Source organism: Streptomyces sp. NPDC005485 (assembly GCF_040606085.1).
Lineage (GTDB): Bacteria > Actinomycetota > Actinomycetes > Streptomycetales > Streptomycetaceae > Streptomyces.
Genome location: NZ_JBEXDZ010000047.1, coordinates 1 through 16,902 on the forward strand (window position 1 = coordinate 1; position 16,902 = coordinate 16,902).

General features: G+C 70.3%; 13 protein-coding genes and 1 pseudogene. All 14 read left to right on the top strand.

The annotated features are described in order from the left end of the window. Positions 1-117 precede the first annotated feature (117 nt). A pseudogene (locus ABZS97_RS17920) lies at positions 118-516 on the top strand (response regulator); the annotation flags it as partial. Positions 517-1,025: 509 nt separating this feature from the next. Beyond that, on the top strand, positions 1,026-2,006 hold the full coding sequence (gene nrtL / locus ABZS97_RS17925) for an ArgS-related anticodon-binding protein NrtL (RefSeq protein WP_356138832.1): 981 nt from the start codon (positions 1,026-1,028) through the stop codon (positions 2,004-2,006). A 32-nt stretch (positions 2,007-2,038) separates the two neighbouring features. Next, positions 2,039-3,430 carry a diaminopimelate decarboxylase gene (lysA, locus tag ABZS97_RS17930; protein WP_356138834.1) on the top strand — a complete coding sequence of 464 codons (1,392 nt, stop codon included), beginning with the start codon at positions 2,039-2,041 and terminating at the stop codon, positions 3,428-3,430. 155 nt (positions 3,431-3,585) lie between these two features. Next, on the top strand, positions 3,586-4,875 hold the full coding sequence (locus tag ABZS97_RS17935; RefSeq protein ID WP_356138930.1) for a homoserine dehydrogenase: 1,290 nt from the start codon (positions 3,586-3,588) through the stop codon (positions 4,873-4,875). 6 nt (positions 4,876-4,881) lie between these two features. Further along, positions 4,882-5,940: a threonine synthase gene (thrC, locus tag ABZS97_RS17940; protein ID WP_356138836.1), complete on the top strand. Its 1,059-nt coding sequence runs from the start codon at positions 4,882-4,884 to the stop codon at positions 5,938-5,940. 305 nt (positions 5,941-6,245) lie between these two features. Beyond that, positions 6,246-7,175, top strand: coding sequence for a homoserine kinase (thrB, locus tag ABZS97_RS17945; protein WP_356138837.1), 930 nt, complete (start codon positions 6,246-6,248; stop codon positions 7,173-7,175). A 390-nt stretch (positions 7,176-7,565) separates the two neighbouring features. Then, the gene (rho, locus tag ABZS97_RS17950) at positions 7,566-9,614 is read left to right on the top strand and encodes a transcription termination factor Rho (RefSeq protein ID WP_356138839.1); all 2,049 of its coding nucleotides are present in this window, start codon (positions 7,566-7,568) and stop codon (positions 9,612-9,614) included. 138 nt (positions 9,615-9,752) lie between these two features. Further along, entirely contained in the window at positions 9,753-11,543 is a 1,791-nt protein-coding gene (locus ABZS97_RS17955) for a trypsin-like serine protease (protein ID WP_356138932.1), read from the top strand. Positions 11,544-11,755: 212 nt separating this feature from the next. Continuing rightward, the gene (locus tag ABZS97_RS17960) at positions 11,756-12,913 is read left to right on the top strand and encodes an LCP family protein (RefSeq protein ID WP_356138841.1); all 1,158 of its coding nucleotides are present in this window, start codon (positions 11,756-11,758) and stop codon (positions 12,911-12,913) included. A gap of 170 nt (positions 12,914-13,083) precedes the next feature. Further along, entirely contained in the window at positions 13,084-13,305 is a 222-nt protein-coding gene (rpmE, locus tag ABZS97_RS17965) for a 50S ribosomal protein L31 (protein ID WP_100595864.1), read from the top strand. Between the two features lie 139 nt (positions 13,306-13,444). Beyond that, positions 13,445-14,521: a peptide chain release factor 1 gene (gene prfA / locus ABZS97_RS17970; protein WP_356138843.1), complete on the top strand. Its 1,077-nt coding sequence runs from the start codon at positions 13,445-13,447 to the stop codon at positions 14,519-14,521. A gap of 36 nt (positions 14,522-14,557) precedes the next feature. Continuing rightward, entirely contained in the window at positions 14,558-15,403 is an 846-nt protein-coding gene (gene prmC / locus ABZS97_RS17975) for a peptide chain release factor N(5)-glutamine methyltransferase (RefSeq protein ID WP_356138845.1), read from the top strand. A 53-nt stretch (positions 15,404-15,456) separates the two neighbouring features. Continuing rightward, the gene (locus ABZS97_RS17980; RefSeq protein ID WP_356138847.1) at positions 15,457-16,104 is read left to right on the top strand and encodes an L-threonylcarbamoyladenylate synthase; all 648 of its coding nucleotides are present in this window, start codon (positions 15,457-15,459) and stop codon (positions 16,102-16,104) included. After that, positions 16,101-16,766: a protein-tyrosine-phosphatase gene (locus tag ABZS97_RS17985; protein WP_356138849.1), complete on the top strand. Its 666-nt coding sequence runs from the start codon at positions 16,101-16,103 to the stop codon at positions 16,764-16,766. The genes ABZS97_RS17980 and ABZS97_RS17985 overlap by 4 nt, the downstream gene beginning before the upstream one ends. Positions 16,767-16,902: the final 136 nt, after the last annotated feature.

Consider the following 16,902-nt stretch of genomic DNA (forward strand, 5'->3'; position numbering starts at 1 on the left):
ACCCCGCCCACCCCCCCCCCCCCCCCCCAGCGACTCCCACCCCCGCGCTGCCCCCGTGTTCCCCCCGCCCCACCCCCACCCCACGCAGAAGTCCGGAAAACCCGGACGCGGTGGTGGGTGCGGACCTACTCTCGAGTTGTGCCAGGCGTGTCCGGTCGGGTGCTTGTTGTGGACGACAACAAGGTCATCCGGCAGCTGATCAGGGTCAACCTCGAACTGGAGGGTTTCGAGGTCGTGACCGCGGCTGACGGTGTCGAATGTCTCGACGTCGTGCATCAGGTGCGGCCCGATGTCGTGACGCTGGACGTGGTGATGCCGCGGCTGGACGGGCTGCGCACCGCCGCCCGGCTCCGGGCCGATCCGCGGACGCGGAATCTGCCGCTCGCCATCGTGAGTGCCTGTACGCAGTACGAGGTCGAGAGCGGGCTCGACGTCGGCGTCGACGCGTTTCTCGCCAAGCCCTTCGAACCTTCCGAACTCGTGCGGCTCGTACGGCAGTTGGTGGAGCGGCGGGGATCTGGAGGTGGCGAGGGCGGCAGTGCCGCCGGATCGCCGTTCGACGGAGCCGGAGTCGGAACCGGAACGGCAGCGGGAGCCGGACACGGACACGGACCCGGACCCGGACCCTTCGGTGCAAGCGAGACCGACCGCCCCGACCGCCCCGACCGTGCCGGCCGTAACGACCGCACCGAGCGTGCCGACCGCCCCGACCGCCCCGACCGTGCCGGCCGTAACGACCGCACCGAGCGTGCCGACCGCCCCGACCACGCCGATATCAACGACCACCCCGCCCGCGCCGAACACCCCACCCCCACCGAACACGCCGGCCGCGCCGGTCACTGACCCCCCCGGCCACCTCTCTCCTCGTGTCCCCTGTTCCTGTCGAGGCGCCGACGGTTCCCCCTTGCGCCAAGGGTGCCGCCGACCCCCCTCCCCCAAGGCCCCCGGCCAGCAACCCGTCCACATCCCGGACCCTCGCGAAACCGGCTCGCCTACCCACCCCCCTCCTCCCCTACGCTTGTCCCGTGACCCCCGTCGAGCTCTCCCGTACCGTGCTGCGCGCGGTGCGTCGTGCTGTCGACGCGGGGGAGCTGGAGGTGGCCGTGCCTGCGCGGGTCGTGGTGGCTCCTCCGGGGGCGGGTGGGTGTGGGGACTACGCCACCAACATCGCGTTGCAGCTCGCCAGGCCCGCCGGGCGACCCCCGCTGCAGGTCGCGGAGATCCTGCGGCCGCACATCAGCGGTACGGACGGTGTCGCCGGCGTCGAGATCACCGGGCCCGGTTTCCTCAACATCCGGCTCCAGGGGGTCGCCGCCCCGCTCGTGCATGCGATCCGTGCGGGGGAGTACGGCCGCGGTGACGCCCTCGACGGGCAGGTCGTCGTACTCCGTATCCCCTACGACGTCCGTGCCGAGGTCGTCGCCGACGTCCTCGTGCGGGTCCTCGCCGTCCAGGGCGGTCGCGTCGAGGTCGAGCACGCGAGGCCGGGGGAGCCCGTGGACCTGCGGCCGGTTCCCGCGGCCGAGGACCCCGCGCCGCTCGGCCCGGATGCCTCCCGTTGGGCGCTGCTGCACCCCGCCGCCCACGACCGGCCTCGGATCAGCGCCGACCACCTCGTCCAGCGCGAGAGCAACCCTCTCTTCCGGGTGCGTTACGCCCGCGCCCGCGCCCGGGCCCTGAGCCGGGGCGCCGCCCGCCTCGGCTTCGACAGCGGCCCCGACGACGTACCCCGCGACGTACCCGGCACGGAAGACCTCCTCGCCGCGCTCGCCGGGTACCCCCAAGCCCTTGCCGCCGCCGCGGCGCACCGTGCCCCCGACCGGCTCGCCCGGCACCTCGTCACCACCGCCGACGCGCTGCTCGCCTTCCAGTACACCGTGCTGCCGCTCGGCGACGAGAAACCCTCGGCCGCCCACCGCGCCCGGCTCGCGCTCGCCGAAGCCGCCGGGACGGTGCTGGCCGGCGGCCTGTCCCTGCTCGGCATCAGCGCACCCGACTACCTCTGACACAAGTAGAAACAGCAGAAAGCCCAGATGACATGAGCCGTTCCGCACACCCCGCCGGGCCCCGTCACGCCGATGTCCTGCCCGAGGGGCACTACACCGCCCCGCCGGCCGACCTCAACGCCCTGGACCCGAAGGTCTGGGCGCACACCGTCACCCGTACGCCCGAGGGGTCCGTCAGCATCGGCGGGATCGACGTGAAGGACCTCGCCGAGGAGTACGGCACGCCCGCCTACTTCATGGACGAGGCGGACTTCCGCTCCCGGGCGCGTGCCTGGCGCACGGCCTTCGGGCACGACGCCGACGTCTTCTACGCCGGGAAGGCGTTCCTGTCGCGTGCCGTCGTGCGGTGGCTGCACGAGGAAGGGCTCAACCTCGACGTCTGCTCGGGCGGCGAGCTCGCCACCGCCTTGTCGGCGGGCATGCCCGTCGACCGCATCGCCTTCCACGGCAACAACAAGTCCGAAGAGGAAATCCGGACGGCTGTCACCGTCGGCGTCGGGCGCATCGTGCTCGACTCCTTCCAGGAGATCGTGCGGGTCGCGCACATCGCCCAGTCGCTCGGCAAGCGGCAGCGCGTGCAGATCCGGGTCACCGTCGGCGTCGAGGCGCACACGCACGAGTTCATCGCCACCGCGCACGAGGACCAGAAGTTCGGGATCGCGCTCGCCGACGGACAGGCCGCCGAGGCCGTACGGCGCGCGCTCGCCCTCGACGGGCTCGAGGTCGTCGGGATCCACTCGCACATCGGGTCGCAGATCTTCGACATGGCCGGTTTCGAGGTCGCCGCGCGGCGGGTGGTGAAGCTCCTCGCCGAGGTGCGCGACGAGCACGGCGTCGAACTGCCCGAGATCGACCTCGGTGGCGGCCTCGGCATCGCGTACACCAGCGAGGACGACCCGAGCGAGCCGCACGAGATCGCCAAGGCGCTCGGCGAGATCGTGACGAGGGAGTGCGAGGCCGCCAGGCTGCGCACGCCCCGCATCTCCGTCGAGCCCGGGCGCGCCATCGTGGGTCCCACCGCCTTCACGCTCTACGAGGTCGGCACCATCAAGCCCCTCGACGGGCTGCGCACCTACGTCTCCGTCGACGGCGGGATGTCCGACAACATCCGCACGGCGCTCTACGACGCCGAGTACAGCGTCTCCCTGGTGTCCCGCACGAGTGACGCCGAGCCGATGCTCGTCCGCGTCGTCGGCAAGCACTGCGAGAGCGGCGACATCGTGGTGCGGGACGCGTTCCTGCCCTCCGACCTGGCTCCCGGTGACCTCATCGCGGTCCCGGCGACCGGCGCGTACTGCCGCTCGATGGCCAGCAACTACAACCACGCACTGCGTCCGCCGGTCGTCGCCGTGAACAACGGCGAGGCCCGTGTCATCGTCCGCCGCGAGACGGAGGAGGACCTGCTCCGCCTGGACGTCGGCTGACGTACGAGCGCGGACGACCGGAGGCGGAAGATCTCCTGTCTTCCGCCTCACGAAAAATGAAATAGACGTCTCACAATCCGGACGTAGGGTAAAAACTCTCGTCCGGTGAGTGAGACTGGACCAACCGTGACGGTATGAGGAAACGAGGTCGGATGATGCGTACGCGTCCGCTGAAGGTGGCGCTGCTGGGCTGTGGGGTTGTCGGCTCAGAGGTGGCGCGCATCATGACGACGCACGCCGACGACCTCGCGGCCCGGATCGGCGCGCCCGTCGAGCTCGCGGGCGTGGCCGTCCGGCGGCCCTCCAAGGTCCGTGCGGGCATCGACCCGGACCTCGTCACCACCGACGCCACCGCCCTCGTCAAACGCGGCGACATCGACGTGGTCGTCGAGGTCATCGGCGGTATCGAGCCCGCCCGGTCGCTGATCACCACCGCCTTCGAGCACGGCGCCTCCGTCGTCTCCGCGAACAAGGCGCTGCTGGCCCAGGACGGCGCCGCGCTGCACGCCCTCGCCGAGGAGCACAAGCGGGACCTGTACTACGAGGCCGCGGTCGCCGGCGCCATCCCGCTGATCCGGCCGCTGCGCGAGTCCCTCGCCGGCGACAAGGTCAACCGCGTGCTCGGCATCGTCAACGGCACCACCAACTTCATCCTCGACAAGATGGACTCCACCGGCGCCGGGTACCAGGAGGCGCTCGACGAGGCCACCGCGCTCGGGTACGCGGAGGCCGACCCGACCGCCGACGTCGAGGGCTTCGACGCCGCCGCCAAGGCCGCGATCCTCGCCGGAATCGCCTTCCACACGCGCGTACGCCTCGACGACGTGTACCGCGAGGGCATGACCGAGGTGACCGCCGCCGACTTCGCCTCCGCGAAGAACATGGGCTGCACCATCAAGCTGCTCGCCATCTGCGAGCGGGCCGCCGACGGTGAGTCCGTCACCGCGCGCGTGCATCCGGCGATGATCCCGCTCAGCCACCCGCTGGCCTCCGTGCGCGGCGCGTACAACGCCGTCTTCGTGGAGTCCGACGCGGCCGGGCAGCTCATGTTCTACGGCCCCGGCGCGGGCGGCGCCCCGACCGCCTCGGCCGTCCTCGGCGACCTCGTCGCCGTCTGCCGCAACAAGATCGGCGGCGCGACCGGCCCCGGCGACTCCGCGTACACCCAGCTGCCCGTGTCCCCCATGGGCGAGGTCGTCACGCGCTACCACATCAGCCTCGACGTGGCCGACAAACCGGGTGTTCTCGCCCAGGTGGCCACCGTCTTCGCGGAGCACGGTGTGTCTATCGATACCGTGCGTCAGCAGGGAAAGGACGGCGAGGCCTCTCTCGTCGTCGTCACCCATCGAGCGTCCGACGCGTCCCTGGGCGGGACGGTGGAGGCGCTGCGCAGCCTCGACACCGTGCGGGGTGTCGCGAGCATCATGCGGGTTGAAGGAGAGTAACCAGCAATGACCCACCAATGGCGCGGAATCATCGAGGAGTACCGGGACCGGCTGCCCGTCTCCGACAGCACGCCCGTCGTGACGCTCCGCGAGGGCGGTACGCCGCTCGTGCCCGCGCAGCTGCTCTCCGAGCGCACCGGCTGCGAGGTCCACCTCAAGGTGGAGGGCGCCAACCCCACCGGGTCCTTCAAGGACCGCGGCATGACCATGGCCATCACGCGGGCGAAGGAGGAGGGAGCGAAGGCCGTCATCTGCGCCTCCACCGGCAACACCTCCGCCTCCGCGGCCGCCTACGCCGTACGGGCCGGGATGGTGTCCGCCGTTCTCGTCCCGCAGGGCAAGATCGCGCTCGGCAAGATGGGACAGGCGCTCATCCACGGCGCGAAGATCCTCCAGGTCGACGGCAACTTCGACGACTGTCTGACGCTGGCGCGCCAGCTCTCCGACAACTACCCGGTGGCGCTGGTCAATTCGGTCAACCCGGTGCGCATCGAGGGCCAGAAGACCGCCGCGTTCGAGATCGTCGACATGCTCGGCGACGCGCCCGACATCCACGTCCTCCCGGTGGGCAACGCGGGCAACATCACCGCGTACTGGAAGGGCTACAAGGAGTACGCCGCCGACGGCATCGCCGCGAGGACGCCGCGCATGTGGGGCTTCCAGGCCTCCGGCTCCGCGCCCATCGTGCGCGGCGAGATCGTCAAGGACCCCTCGACCATCGCCACCGCGATCCGCATCGGCAACCCGGCCTCGTGGCAGTACGCGCTGGACGCGCGGGAGGAGTCGGGCGGCTTCATCGACGAGGTGACGGACCGTGAGATCCTGCGCGCCTACCGCCTGTTGGCGGCCCAGGAGGGCGTCTTCGTCGAGCCCGCCTCCGCCGCGTCGGTCGCCGGTCTGCTGAAGGCCGCCGAGCAGGGCAAGGTCGACCCCGGGCAGAGGATCGTCTGCACGGTCACTGGAAACGGACTCAAGGATCCCGACTGGGCCGTCGCGGGCGCTCCGCAGCCCGTTACGGTTCCGGTGGACGCGGTAACCGCCGCTCGGAGCCTCGGTCTCGCGTAGACGCTGAGTACGGGGGGTGCACAGGGGGCTTACGACACGCATCGTGCGCCTCCTGTGCGCCCTATGTCGCCACGGAACCTTCCTTCGATAGGCTGTACCGAACCCGCCCGCCGCATATGCCGCGGTGCCGCCGTAGTTGCGGCCTCCGGGTCCTGCCGTACGCAGCGCACTTCACTTCAGTCCTCCAGCTCTCACAGTCCTCCAGCTTTCAAAGTCCTTCGGTTCTCAGTTCAGTCCCAGAGAAGTTCAGTCCTCAAAGAAGCTCGACTTCGAACATCTCGCAGCTCAAGGAGAGTCATCGAGCGATGGCCGGTCCCGCTTTCCGTGCCGCCGCCGTCCGGGTGCGCGTCCCCGCCACCAGCGCCAACCTCGGGCCCGGCTTCGACGCCTTCGGCCTGTCCCTGGGGCTGTACGACGACGTGGTCGTCCGGGTGGCCGACTCCGGGCTGCACATCGACATCGCAGGTGAGGGCAGCGAGACGCTGCCGCGCGACGAGAGTCACCTCCTCGTACGCTCCCTGCGCACCGCCTTCGACCTGCTGGGCGGACAGCCGCGCGGCCTTGAGATCGTCTGCGCCAACCGCATCCCGCACGGCCGCGGCCTCGGCTCCTCGTCGGCCGCCATCTGCGCCGGCATCGTCGCCGCACGCGCCGTCACCATAGGTGGCGACAGCAAGCTCGACGACACAGCGTTGCTGGAGCTCGCCACCGAGATCGAGGGACACCCCGACAACGTCGCGGCGTGTCTGCTCGGCGGTTTCACGCTCTCCTGGATGGAGGCCGGCGCCGCACGGGCGATCAGGATGGACCCCGCCGATTCCATCGTTCCGGTGGTTTTCGTACCGGGCAAGCCGGTCCTCACCGAGACCGCCCGCGGCCTGCTGCCACGTACCGTCCCGCACGTCGACGCCGCCACCAACGCGGGCCGCGCGGCCCTGCTCGTCGAGGCCCTGACCAGGCGCCCCGAGCTGCTGCTGCCCGCCACCGAGGACCGGCTGCACCAGGAGTACCGCGCCCCGGCCATGCCGGAGAGCACGGCACTGGTGGAGCGGCTGCGCGCCGACGGCATCCCCGCAGTGATCTCCGGCGCGGGCCCCACGGTCCTCGCGCTGGCCGACGAGGCATCGGCCGACAAGGTCGCACGCCTCGCAGGTGAGGGCTGGGCGGCCAACCGCCTTGGCCTCGACGAATCGGGGGCGTGCGTGCTGCCGCTGGCCCCTTCAGGGCTCGACTGAACACGCACGGTTGCCGGATTTGGAGAGGGGGAATGTTTGTTGGATCCGGTAGTGTTAACCTCAAGTCTGCACCCGACCCCACCATGGCGAGGTGCTTCACGTCCCCGTCCGGGACAACCATTCTTCCGGGAGCCTCCCAAACTGCTTTGTGCCATGCATGGCGTGCTACGCGCTGAGCGGTGCTGAGCACGCTCCGGAAGCCGGCGTGACCCTGCCGATGACACAGAACCTCAGTGCCACGGCTCCGGGAATCGTCATCACCAGACAAGTCTTCCGCCGCTTTGGCGGACCACCGCCCCGGCATGGTCCACACAGCAAGGGCCAAAGCCGGACAGCACAACCGGTCGCCGAGCCAGACAGGCCGACGTCCGCTCCAGGGAAGGACCCTTCGTGAGCGACACCACCGATCTGATGGGCGCGCGTGTCGAGGAGACCGCAGCCGCGCCCGCCACGGACGCCTCTGCCGCGCCTGCCTCCGGTGCCGGCTCCCGGCGGCGCCGCGGTACCGGCCTTGACGGCATGGTGCTGGCCGAGCTTCAGCAGGTCGCGTCCGGCCTCGGTATCAGGGGCACCGCGCGGATGCGCAAGAGCCAGCTGATCGAGGTCATCAAGGAGGCGCAGGCCGGAGGCGGTGCGCCGGCGAAGAGCGCCGATGCCGCTGAGGCCAAGCCGAAGCGCCGGGCCACCTCCAAGGCCCGTACGGGCGACGACGCCGCGCCGGCCGCGAAGAAGGCCGAGCAGGCCGCCGAGAAGGCCGTGGCGCAGCAGCAGATCGAGATCCCCGGCCAGCCGGCCGGTGGCCCCTCCCGTGCGAGCGACGCCGAGCGTGCGGGAGACGACGCCCCCGCGGGCGAGCGCCGCCGCCGCAGGGCCACCGCCGACGCGGGCAGCCCGGAGACGGTCGTCGCCGAGGCGAAGAGCGAGCCGAAGGCCGAGACCCCGGCCGCCGAGGCCAAGGCCGACGCCGGTGACGGCGCCGACGGTCGTCAGGGCCGCCGTGACCGCCGCGACCGGGACCGTGACCGCGGTGGACGTGACCGCGACCGCCGGGGCAAGGGCGACGAGCAGCAGCAGGGCGGCCAGGGTGCCGGCCAGCAGCAGCGCCAGGAGCGCCAGGACCGTCAGCAGCAGGGCGGCGGTCGTCAGGACCGCCAGGACCGCCAGCGCGACAACGGCCCGCAGGACGACGACGAGTTCGGTGACGGACGCCGTGGCCGTCGCGGCCGCTACCGCGACCGCCGTGGCCGCAGTGGCCGTGGCCGCGACGAGATCGCCGAGCCGCAGGTCAACGAGGACGACGTCCTGATCCCCGTCGCGGGCATCCTCGACATCCTCGACAACTACGCGTTCATTCGTACGTCCGGCTACCTCCCGGGCCCGAACGACGTGTACGTCTCCCTCGCCCAGGTCCGCAAGAACGGTCTGCGCAAGGGTGACCACGTCACCGGTGCGGTGCGCCAGCCCAAGGACGGCGAGCGTCGCGAGAAGTTCAACGCGCTTGTCCGCCTGGACTCTTCCAACGGCATGGCGGCCGACTCAGGGCGCGGGCGACCGGAGTTCAACAAGCTGACGCCCCTTTACCCGCAGGACCGGCTCCGTCTGGAGACCGACCCGGGCGTGCTGACGACCCGCATCATCGACCTCGTCGCGCCGATCGGAAAGGGCCAGCGCGGTCTGATCGTGGCCCCGCCGAAGACCGGCAAGACCATGATCATGCAGGCGATCGCCAACGCGATCACGCACAACAACCCCGAGTGCCACCTGATGGTCGTCCTGGTCGACGAGCGTCCGGAAGAGGTCACCGACATGCAGCGGTCGGTGAAGGGCGAGGTCATCTCCTCGACCTTCGACCGCCCCGCCGAGGACCACACCACGGTCGCCGAGCTCGCCATCGAGCGTGCCAAGCGTCTGGTGGAGCTGGGCCACGACGTGGTCGTGCTGCTCGACTCGATCACGCGTCTGGGCCGTGCGTACAACCTCGCCGCCCCGGCCTCCGGCCGCATCCTGTCCGGTGGTGTCGACTCGACCGCGCTCTACCCGCCGAAGCGCTTCTTCGGTGCCGCGCGCAACATCGAGGACGGCGGCTCGCTGACCATCCTGGCCACCGCGCTCGTCGACACCGGCTCGCGCATGGACGAGGTCATCTTCGAGGAGTTCAAGGGCACCGGCAACGCCGAGCTCAAGCTCGACCGGAAGCTCGCCGACAAGCGCATCTTCCCGGCGGTGGACGTCGACGCGTCCGGTACGCGTAAGGAAGAGATCCTGCTCGGCAGCGACGAGCTCGCCGTCACCTGGAAGCTGCGCCGCGTGCTGCACGCGCTCGACCAGCAGCAGGCGATCGAACTGCTCCTCGACAAGATGAAGCAGACGAAGTCGAACGGCGAGTTCCTTCTGCAGATCCAGAAGACGACGCCGTCGCCGGGCAACGGCAACGACTGACGTCAAAAGCAGCCCTGAAGGGCCGCCTCCCTCGCGTGTCTCACGTGACGGAGGCGGCCCTTTGTGCATGTCGGGACAGGTGTACGATCGCGCCCTTCGAACTTCGGTCTCTGAGGGGGGACTTTCGTGGATACACCCATGTCCGGGGGCGGTCGGCACAGACGCCGCATCCGTATCGCCGTCCCGGTCGCGGCCGCCGGACTGGCCGCCGCCGTCGCCACCGCGCTGCTGATGTCGTCCGCGAACGCGGCGACCGCGCTGCCGACACCGACGGTCAAGCCGGCCGTCTCCTCGCCCACGTTCGCCGAGCTGAAGCAACGGGCCCTGGGCGCCGTCGCCAGTGACGGCACGGCGGGCGAGACGACCCGGAAGTCGACCCTGAGCGCCGGTACGACGGAGTCGAACATCGACCCGAAGATCATCGGCGGCACCGAGACCACCATCTCCACGGCGCCGTGGATGGCCCAGCTCTGGTACTACGACGACCGGGGCACCCCCGACGACGACAGCGACGACCGCGGCTTCTTCTGCGGTGGTTCCGTTGTGTCGCCGACGAAGATCCTCACTGCCGCGCACTGTGTCAAGGGCTACGACTGGAGCGCCAACGGGGCTGTCCTGACCGGCACTTCACAGCTTCTGGGCGAGGACGGGAACCTGCACGGCGGCACCCTCACCGGTGTCCGGCGCCAGTGGAACCACCCCTCGTACGGCTCGACGACGTTCAACAACGACATCGCGGTCCTCACGCTGGCGGCCCCGGTCACGGCGAAGCCGATCAGGATGACGACGTCGGGCGACACCACGTCGTACGCCACCGGCACCAAGGGAACGCTCTACGGCTGGGGCCGCATCAGCTCCACCAACCAGGACAGCGCCGAGACGCTGAAGACGGCCACGCTGCCGATCCAGTCGGACAGCACCTGCACCGGCGCCTACGGCAGCGACTTCATCAAGGGCCACATGGTCTGCGCGGGCACCCCGGCGACCGGCAGCGACACCGGCACCACCACGGCGTGCAACGGCGACTCGGGCGGCCCGCTCATCGTCAAGGACCGAATCGTCGGCGTTGTCTCCTGGGGCGTGAAGAACTGCGTCACCAAGGGCGCGTACAGCGTCTTCTCGAAGGTCAGCACCTACGTAGGCGTCGCCTCCCCGCGCGTCGACGACGCCAACCTGGACGGCGACCACAAGGCCGACCTGTGGGTGCGCAACGCCTCCTCCAAGGAGGGCTTCGAGAAGGACTCCAAGGGCACCTCGTTCGCGGCGCGCGAGTCGTGGGGCGACTGGGACGGCGTCAACGTCGTGCTGCAGACCGACCTCAACCGGGACGGTTTCCAGGACTTCGTGGTCCGCGACAGCTCCGCGGGCGGCGTCTACTGGATGCACTGGGTGAGCTCCAGCGGCTCCTGGTCCACCAAGCAGATCTTCGACGACTGGACCACCCGCACCCGGATCGTCGCCCCCGGTGACGTCACCGGCGACACACTGCCCGACCTGCTCTCGGTCGACTCCGCCGGCGTCCTGTGGATCTACCCCGGCAAGGGCACCGGTTCCTTCTCCGCCCGCGTCAAGGTCGGCTCCGGCTGGAACCAGTACAACTCCCTGCGCGCCAAGGGCGACTTCACCGGCGACGGCAAGACCGACCTGATCGCGCGCAGCAGGAGCAACTCCTACGTCTACCTCTACAAGGGAACCGGCAAGTCCGGCTCCGCGGCCTTCTCCAGCCGCGTCAAGGTGCGCGAGTGGGGCGGCTACAACGCCTTCGACGCCCCCGGTGACGTGACCGGCGACGGCAAGGCCGACTTCCTGGCCCGCACGCCCGGCGGCACGCTCTACCTGTACCCGGGCACCGGCAAGGCCACCAGCGAGATCTTCGCCACAAGGATCTCGGTCGGTACCGATTTCAAGCAGTACGACATCTTCGGCTGAAATCGCAGGTGAGCGGCGTTTGTCCCGACTCGCCAGTGACGCTCTGTGCCCATCGCCCCACGCGGTGGGCACAGAGCGTTGTGCAACCCTTTCCCGAGTTTCCCCGTCTGACCGTACGGAGTGACCATGGAGCGGTACGCCATGTCACGACAGACCGGGCCTGACCCTGAAAGCAGGGGGTAACCGACCTTCACCTGAGGACTGAGGAGCACATGGCCGCCGAGAGCACGCCGGAGCCCGGCATACCGGGAGGGACCGGTGCACCGGGAGAGCCCGGCACGAACTCCCTGCGCCCCCGCGCCAAGGGCCGTCGCCGCAAGACCCGCAGCACGCGCCGCAAGGCCCTGCTCATCACGGCCTGGACCGCCGCGGGCATCGTCGTGCTCGGCGGCACCGGCGTCGGATACCTGTACTTCAAGCTCAACGGCAACATCAAGAGCGTCGACATCAACCAGGCCCTCGGCACCGACCGGCCCCTGGACGTCGACAACGGCTCCGAGGACATCCTCGTGCTCGGCTCGGACACCCGCTCCGGCGACAACAAGAAGCTGGGCGGCGGCACCGACGACGGCAGCGCCCGCTCGGACACCGCGATGATCGTGCACGTCTACGAGGGCCACAAGAAGGCCAGCGTGGTCTCCATACCCCGCGACACCCTCGTCGACCGCCCCGCCTGCACCGACACCAAGGGCGCCTCGCACGCGGCCGCGTCGGGCGTCATGTTCAACTCCGCGTACTCCACCGGCGGCGCGGCCTGCGCGGTGAAGACCGTCGAGTCCATGACCGACATCCGCATGGACCACTACGTCGAGGTGGACTTCACCGGCTTCCAGAAGCTCATCGACGACCTCGGCGGTGTGCCGATCACCACTACCAAGAACATCAAGGACGCCGACAGCCACCTGAACCTGAAGGCCGGCACGCACACGCTCAACGGCAAGCAGGCGCTCGGCCTGGTCCGCACCCGGCACGGTGTCGGCGACGGCTCCGACCTCGGCCGCATCCAGCTGCAGCAGGCGTTCATCAAGGCTCTGGTCAACCAGGTCAAGGACATCGGCGTACTGACCAGCCCGAAGAAGCTGTGGGACCTCGCCGACACCGCGACCCAGGCCGTCACCACCGACTCCGACCTCGGCTCCGTCAAGGACCTGGCGTCCTTCGCCAACGGCCTCAAGGGCATCGGCTCGTCGAAGATGAACATGGTCACGATGCCGGTCATCTACGACCCCGCGGACCCCAACCGCGTGATCGTCGAGAAGGCCAAGGCCCAGCTGGTCTGGGACGCTCTCAAGAACGACCGGGCGATCCCCCGGGCGGCCACCAAGGGCACGGCCACCGGTGACGCGAAGGGCGTCGTCAGCGCCTCCTGAGGCGCTGCGGGCCGAGGTCGCAGCCCCTTGCCGAGTGGCCGGGAATAGAACATCCGCCCCCTCGGTTTTGGGGGATGCGGCCAGTCCTGGCAGACTGGTACGTCGGCCCCGGTTCACGCCACCGCAATCCGCGGCAGCGACCCGGCGCCCTCCCGAAACTAGGAGACACCTTGAAGCGCGACATCCACCCCGAGTACGTCGAGACGCAGGTCAGCTGCACCTGTGGCGCGTCGTTCACCACCCGCAGCACGATCTCCAGCGGCACCGTCCGCGCCGAGGTCTGCTCCGAGTGCCACCCGTTCTACACGGGCAAGCAGAAGATCCTCGACACCGGTGGCCGTGTGGCCCGCTTCGAGGCCCGCTTCGGCAAGGCTGCCGCTGCCAACAAGTAGCGAGCCCACAGCGCCGGTCTTCGGCGTCCCCGGCACGGGGACGCCGGGGCCGGCGCTTTGCGGTGCAGCCCCCCAATCGTCGTAGTACCTACGTCCCAAGGCCCGCGCAGGCGCCGGGGACAGCCCATTGGAGCCGGAGATGTTCGAGGCGGTCGAGGAACTCATCGGCGAGCACGCCGACCTGGAGAAGAAGCTCGCTGACCCGTCGGTCCACGCCGACCAGGCCAACGCGCGCAAGCTCAACAAGCGCTACGCCGAGCTGACCCCGATCGTGTCGACGTACCGCTCCTGGAAGCAGACGGGCGAGGACGTCGAGACGGCGAAGGAGTTCGCCGCCGACGACCCCGACTTCGCCGCCGAGGTCAAGGAGCTGGACAAGCAGCGCGAGGAGCTCACCGAGAAGCTTCGCCTGCTCCTCGTCCCGCGCGACCCCAGCGACGACAAGGACGTGATCCTGGAGGTCAAGGCGGGCGCGGGCGGCGACGAGTCGGCCCTGTTCGCCGGCGACCTGCTGCGCATGTACCTGCGCTACGCCGAGCGCGTCGGCTGGAAGACCGAGATCATCGACGCCACCGAGTCCGAGCTCGGCGGCTACAAGGACGTCCAGGTCGCCGTGAAGACCAAGGGCGGAAACGGCGCCACCGAGCCCGGCCAGGGCGTCTGGGCCCGCCTCAAGTACGAGGGCGGCGTGCACCGCGTGCAGCGCGTGCCCTCGACCGAGTCGCAGGGCCGCATCCACACCTCCGCGGCCGGTGTCCTCGTGACCCCCGAGGCCGAGGAGGTCGACGTCGAGATCCACGCGAACGACCTCCGCATCGACGTCTACCGCTCCTCGGGGCCCGGCGGCCAGTCCGTCAACACCACCGACTCCGCGGTGCGCATCACGCACATTCCCACCGGAGTCGTCGCCTCCTGCCAGAACGAGAAGAGCCAGTTGCAGAACAAGGAGCAGGCGATGCGTATCCTGCGCTCCAGGCTCCTCGCGGCGGCGCAGGAGGAAGCGGAGCGGGAGGCCGCGGACGCCCGCCGCAGCCAGGTCCGCACCGTCGACCGCTCCGAGAAGATCCGTACGTACAACTTCCCGGAGAATCGCATCTCGGACCACCGCGTCGGCTTCAAGGCGTACAACTTGGACCAAGTGCTCGACGGTGACCTCGATGCCGTGATCCAGGCCTGCGTCGACGCGGACTCGGCCGCGAAGCTCGCCGCTGCATAACAGCAAACGACAACAGCTCAGCCCCGGAGGACCAGCGTGAACCTGCTGCTCGCGGAAGTGGCCCAGGCCACCCAGCGGCTGGCCGACGCCGGCGTGCCCTCGCCGCGCAACGACGCGGAGGAGCTCGCCGCCTTCGTGCACGGCGTGAAGCGGGGCGAGCTGCACACCGTCAAGGACACCGACTTCGACGCCCGCTACTGGGAGGTCACCGCGCGCCGCGAGGCCCGCGAACCGCTCCAGCACATCACCGGGCGCGCCTACTTCCGCTACCTGGAACTCCAGGTCGGACCCGGCGTCTTCGTGCCCCGCCCCGAGACCGAGTCGGTCGTCGGCTGGGCCATAGACGCCGTACGCGCCATGGACGTCGTGGAACCGCTCATCGTCGACCTGTGCACGGGCTCCGGCGCCATCGCGCTCGCCCTCGCCCAGGAGGTGCCGCGTTCGCGCGTGCACGCCGTGGAGCTGTCCGAGGACGCCCTGCGGTGGACCCGCAAGAACGTCGAGGGGTCCAGGGTCGACCTGCGCCAGGGCGACGCCCTGGAGGCATTCCCCGACCTCGACGGCCAGGTGGACCTGGTGATCTCCAACCCGCCGTACATCCCGCTCACCGAATGGGAGTACGTCCAGCCCGAGGCCCGGGACTACGACCCCGAACTCGCCCTGTTCTCAGGGGAGGACGGGCTCGACCTGATCCGCGGCATCGAGCGCACCGCGCACCGGCTGCTGCGCCCCGGAGGTGTCGTCGTCATCGAGCACGCCGACACCCAGGGCGGCCAGGTGCCGTGGATCTTCACCGAGGAGCGGGGCTGGGCCGACGCGGCCGACCACCCCGACCTGAACAACCGGCCGCGTTTCGCGACCGCCCGCAAGGCGATGCCGTGAGCATCCCCCAGACCCTTTTCCCACAGCAGTACGTGTACGAGGAGGCCCGCTAAATGGCACGGCGATACGACACCAACGACGCGACCGACCGCACGACCGGTCTGCGCGAGGCCGCGTCCGCCGTCCGCCGGGGCGAACTGGTGGTCCTTCCCACGGACACGGTGTACGGCGTGGGCGCCGACGCGTTCTCCTCCGAGGCCGTCACCGACCTCCTGGAGGCCAAGGGCCGCGGTCGTGGCATGCCCACGCCCGTCCTCATCGGCTCCCCGAACACCCTGCACGGCCTCGTCACGGACTTCTCCGAGATGGCCTGGGAGCTCGTCGACGCGTTCTGGCCGGGCGCCCTCACGATCGTCGCCAAGCACCAGCCGTCCCTGCAGTGGGACCTCGGGGACACCCGTGGCACCGTCGCCGTGCGCATGCCGCTGCACCCGGTCGCCATCGAGCTGCTCACCGAGGTCGGCCCCATGGCCGTCTCGTCCGCCAACCTCACGGGCCACCCCTCGCCGGAGGACTGCGACGCCGCACAGGAGATGCTCGGCGACTCCGTCTCCGTCTACCTGGACGGCGGTCCCACCCCGGGCATCGTCCCGTCGTCGATCGTCGACGTGACCGGCAAGGTGCCCGTCCTCCTGCGCGAGGGCGCACTGTCCGCCGAGGAGCTGCGGAAGGTCGTACCCGACCTCGAGGTGGCGAATTGACAGCCCCTGACGCGGGGCGTGGCATAGGCACGGGGTTCACGGGGGCCGACGGGTTCTCCGGGGGTTCCTTCCGCATCCTCCACGTCAGCACCGGCAACGTGTGCCGCTCGCCGATCACCGAGCGGCTGACCCGGCACGCCCTGGCGGACCGGCTCGGCGACCCCCTGTGGGGCGGCCTGATCGTGGAGAGCGCGGGCACCTGGGGCCACGAGGGCGCGCCCATGGAGGCAAACGCGGAGACGGTCCTCGCCGACTTCGGCGCGGACGCCTCCGGCTTCATGGGACGTGAACTGCTGGACGACCACGTCATCCGGGCCGACCTGGTGCTGACCGCCACCCGGGACCACCGACAGCAGGTCATCTCCATGGGCCACTCGGCGGGCCTGCGCACGTTCACGCTGAAGGAGTTCACCCGGCTGGTGCGCGCGATAGACCCGGCGACGCTGCCGCCGCTGAACGACGGGGTCATCGAGCGGGCCCGGGCGCTGGTGCGGGCCGCCGCGGCGCTGCGCGGGTGGCTGCTCGCGCCCACCGCGGAGGCGGACGAGGTGTTCGACCCCTACGGGGCGCCGCTGCCGTTCTTCCGGTCCATCGGGGACGAGATCCACCAGGCGGTGGACCCCGTGGTCACGGCCCTCACCGGGGTGCCCGCGCGCACGTAGCCCGCCGTCCGGTGCCGCCGCGGGGGCAACACCGGGCGTCCCCGGCGCCCCGGGCCTACATTGGTCCTAAGCGACCCCGAGGAAGTGCGGGCACGCCCCCGCACCTCCCCGGAGCCGCTCGGCGCACCCCCGCTCA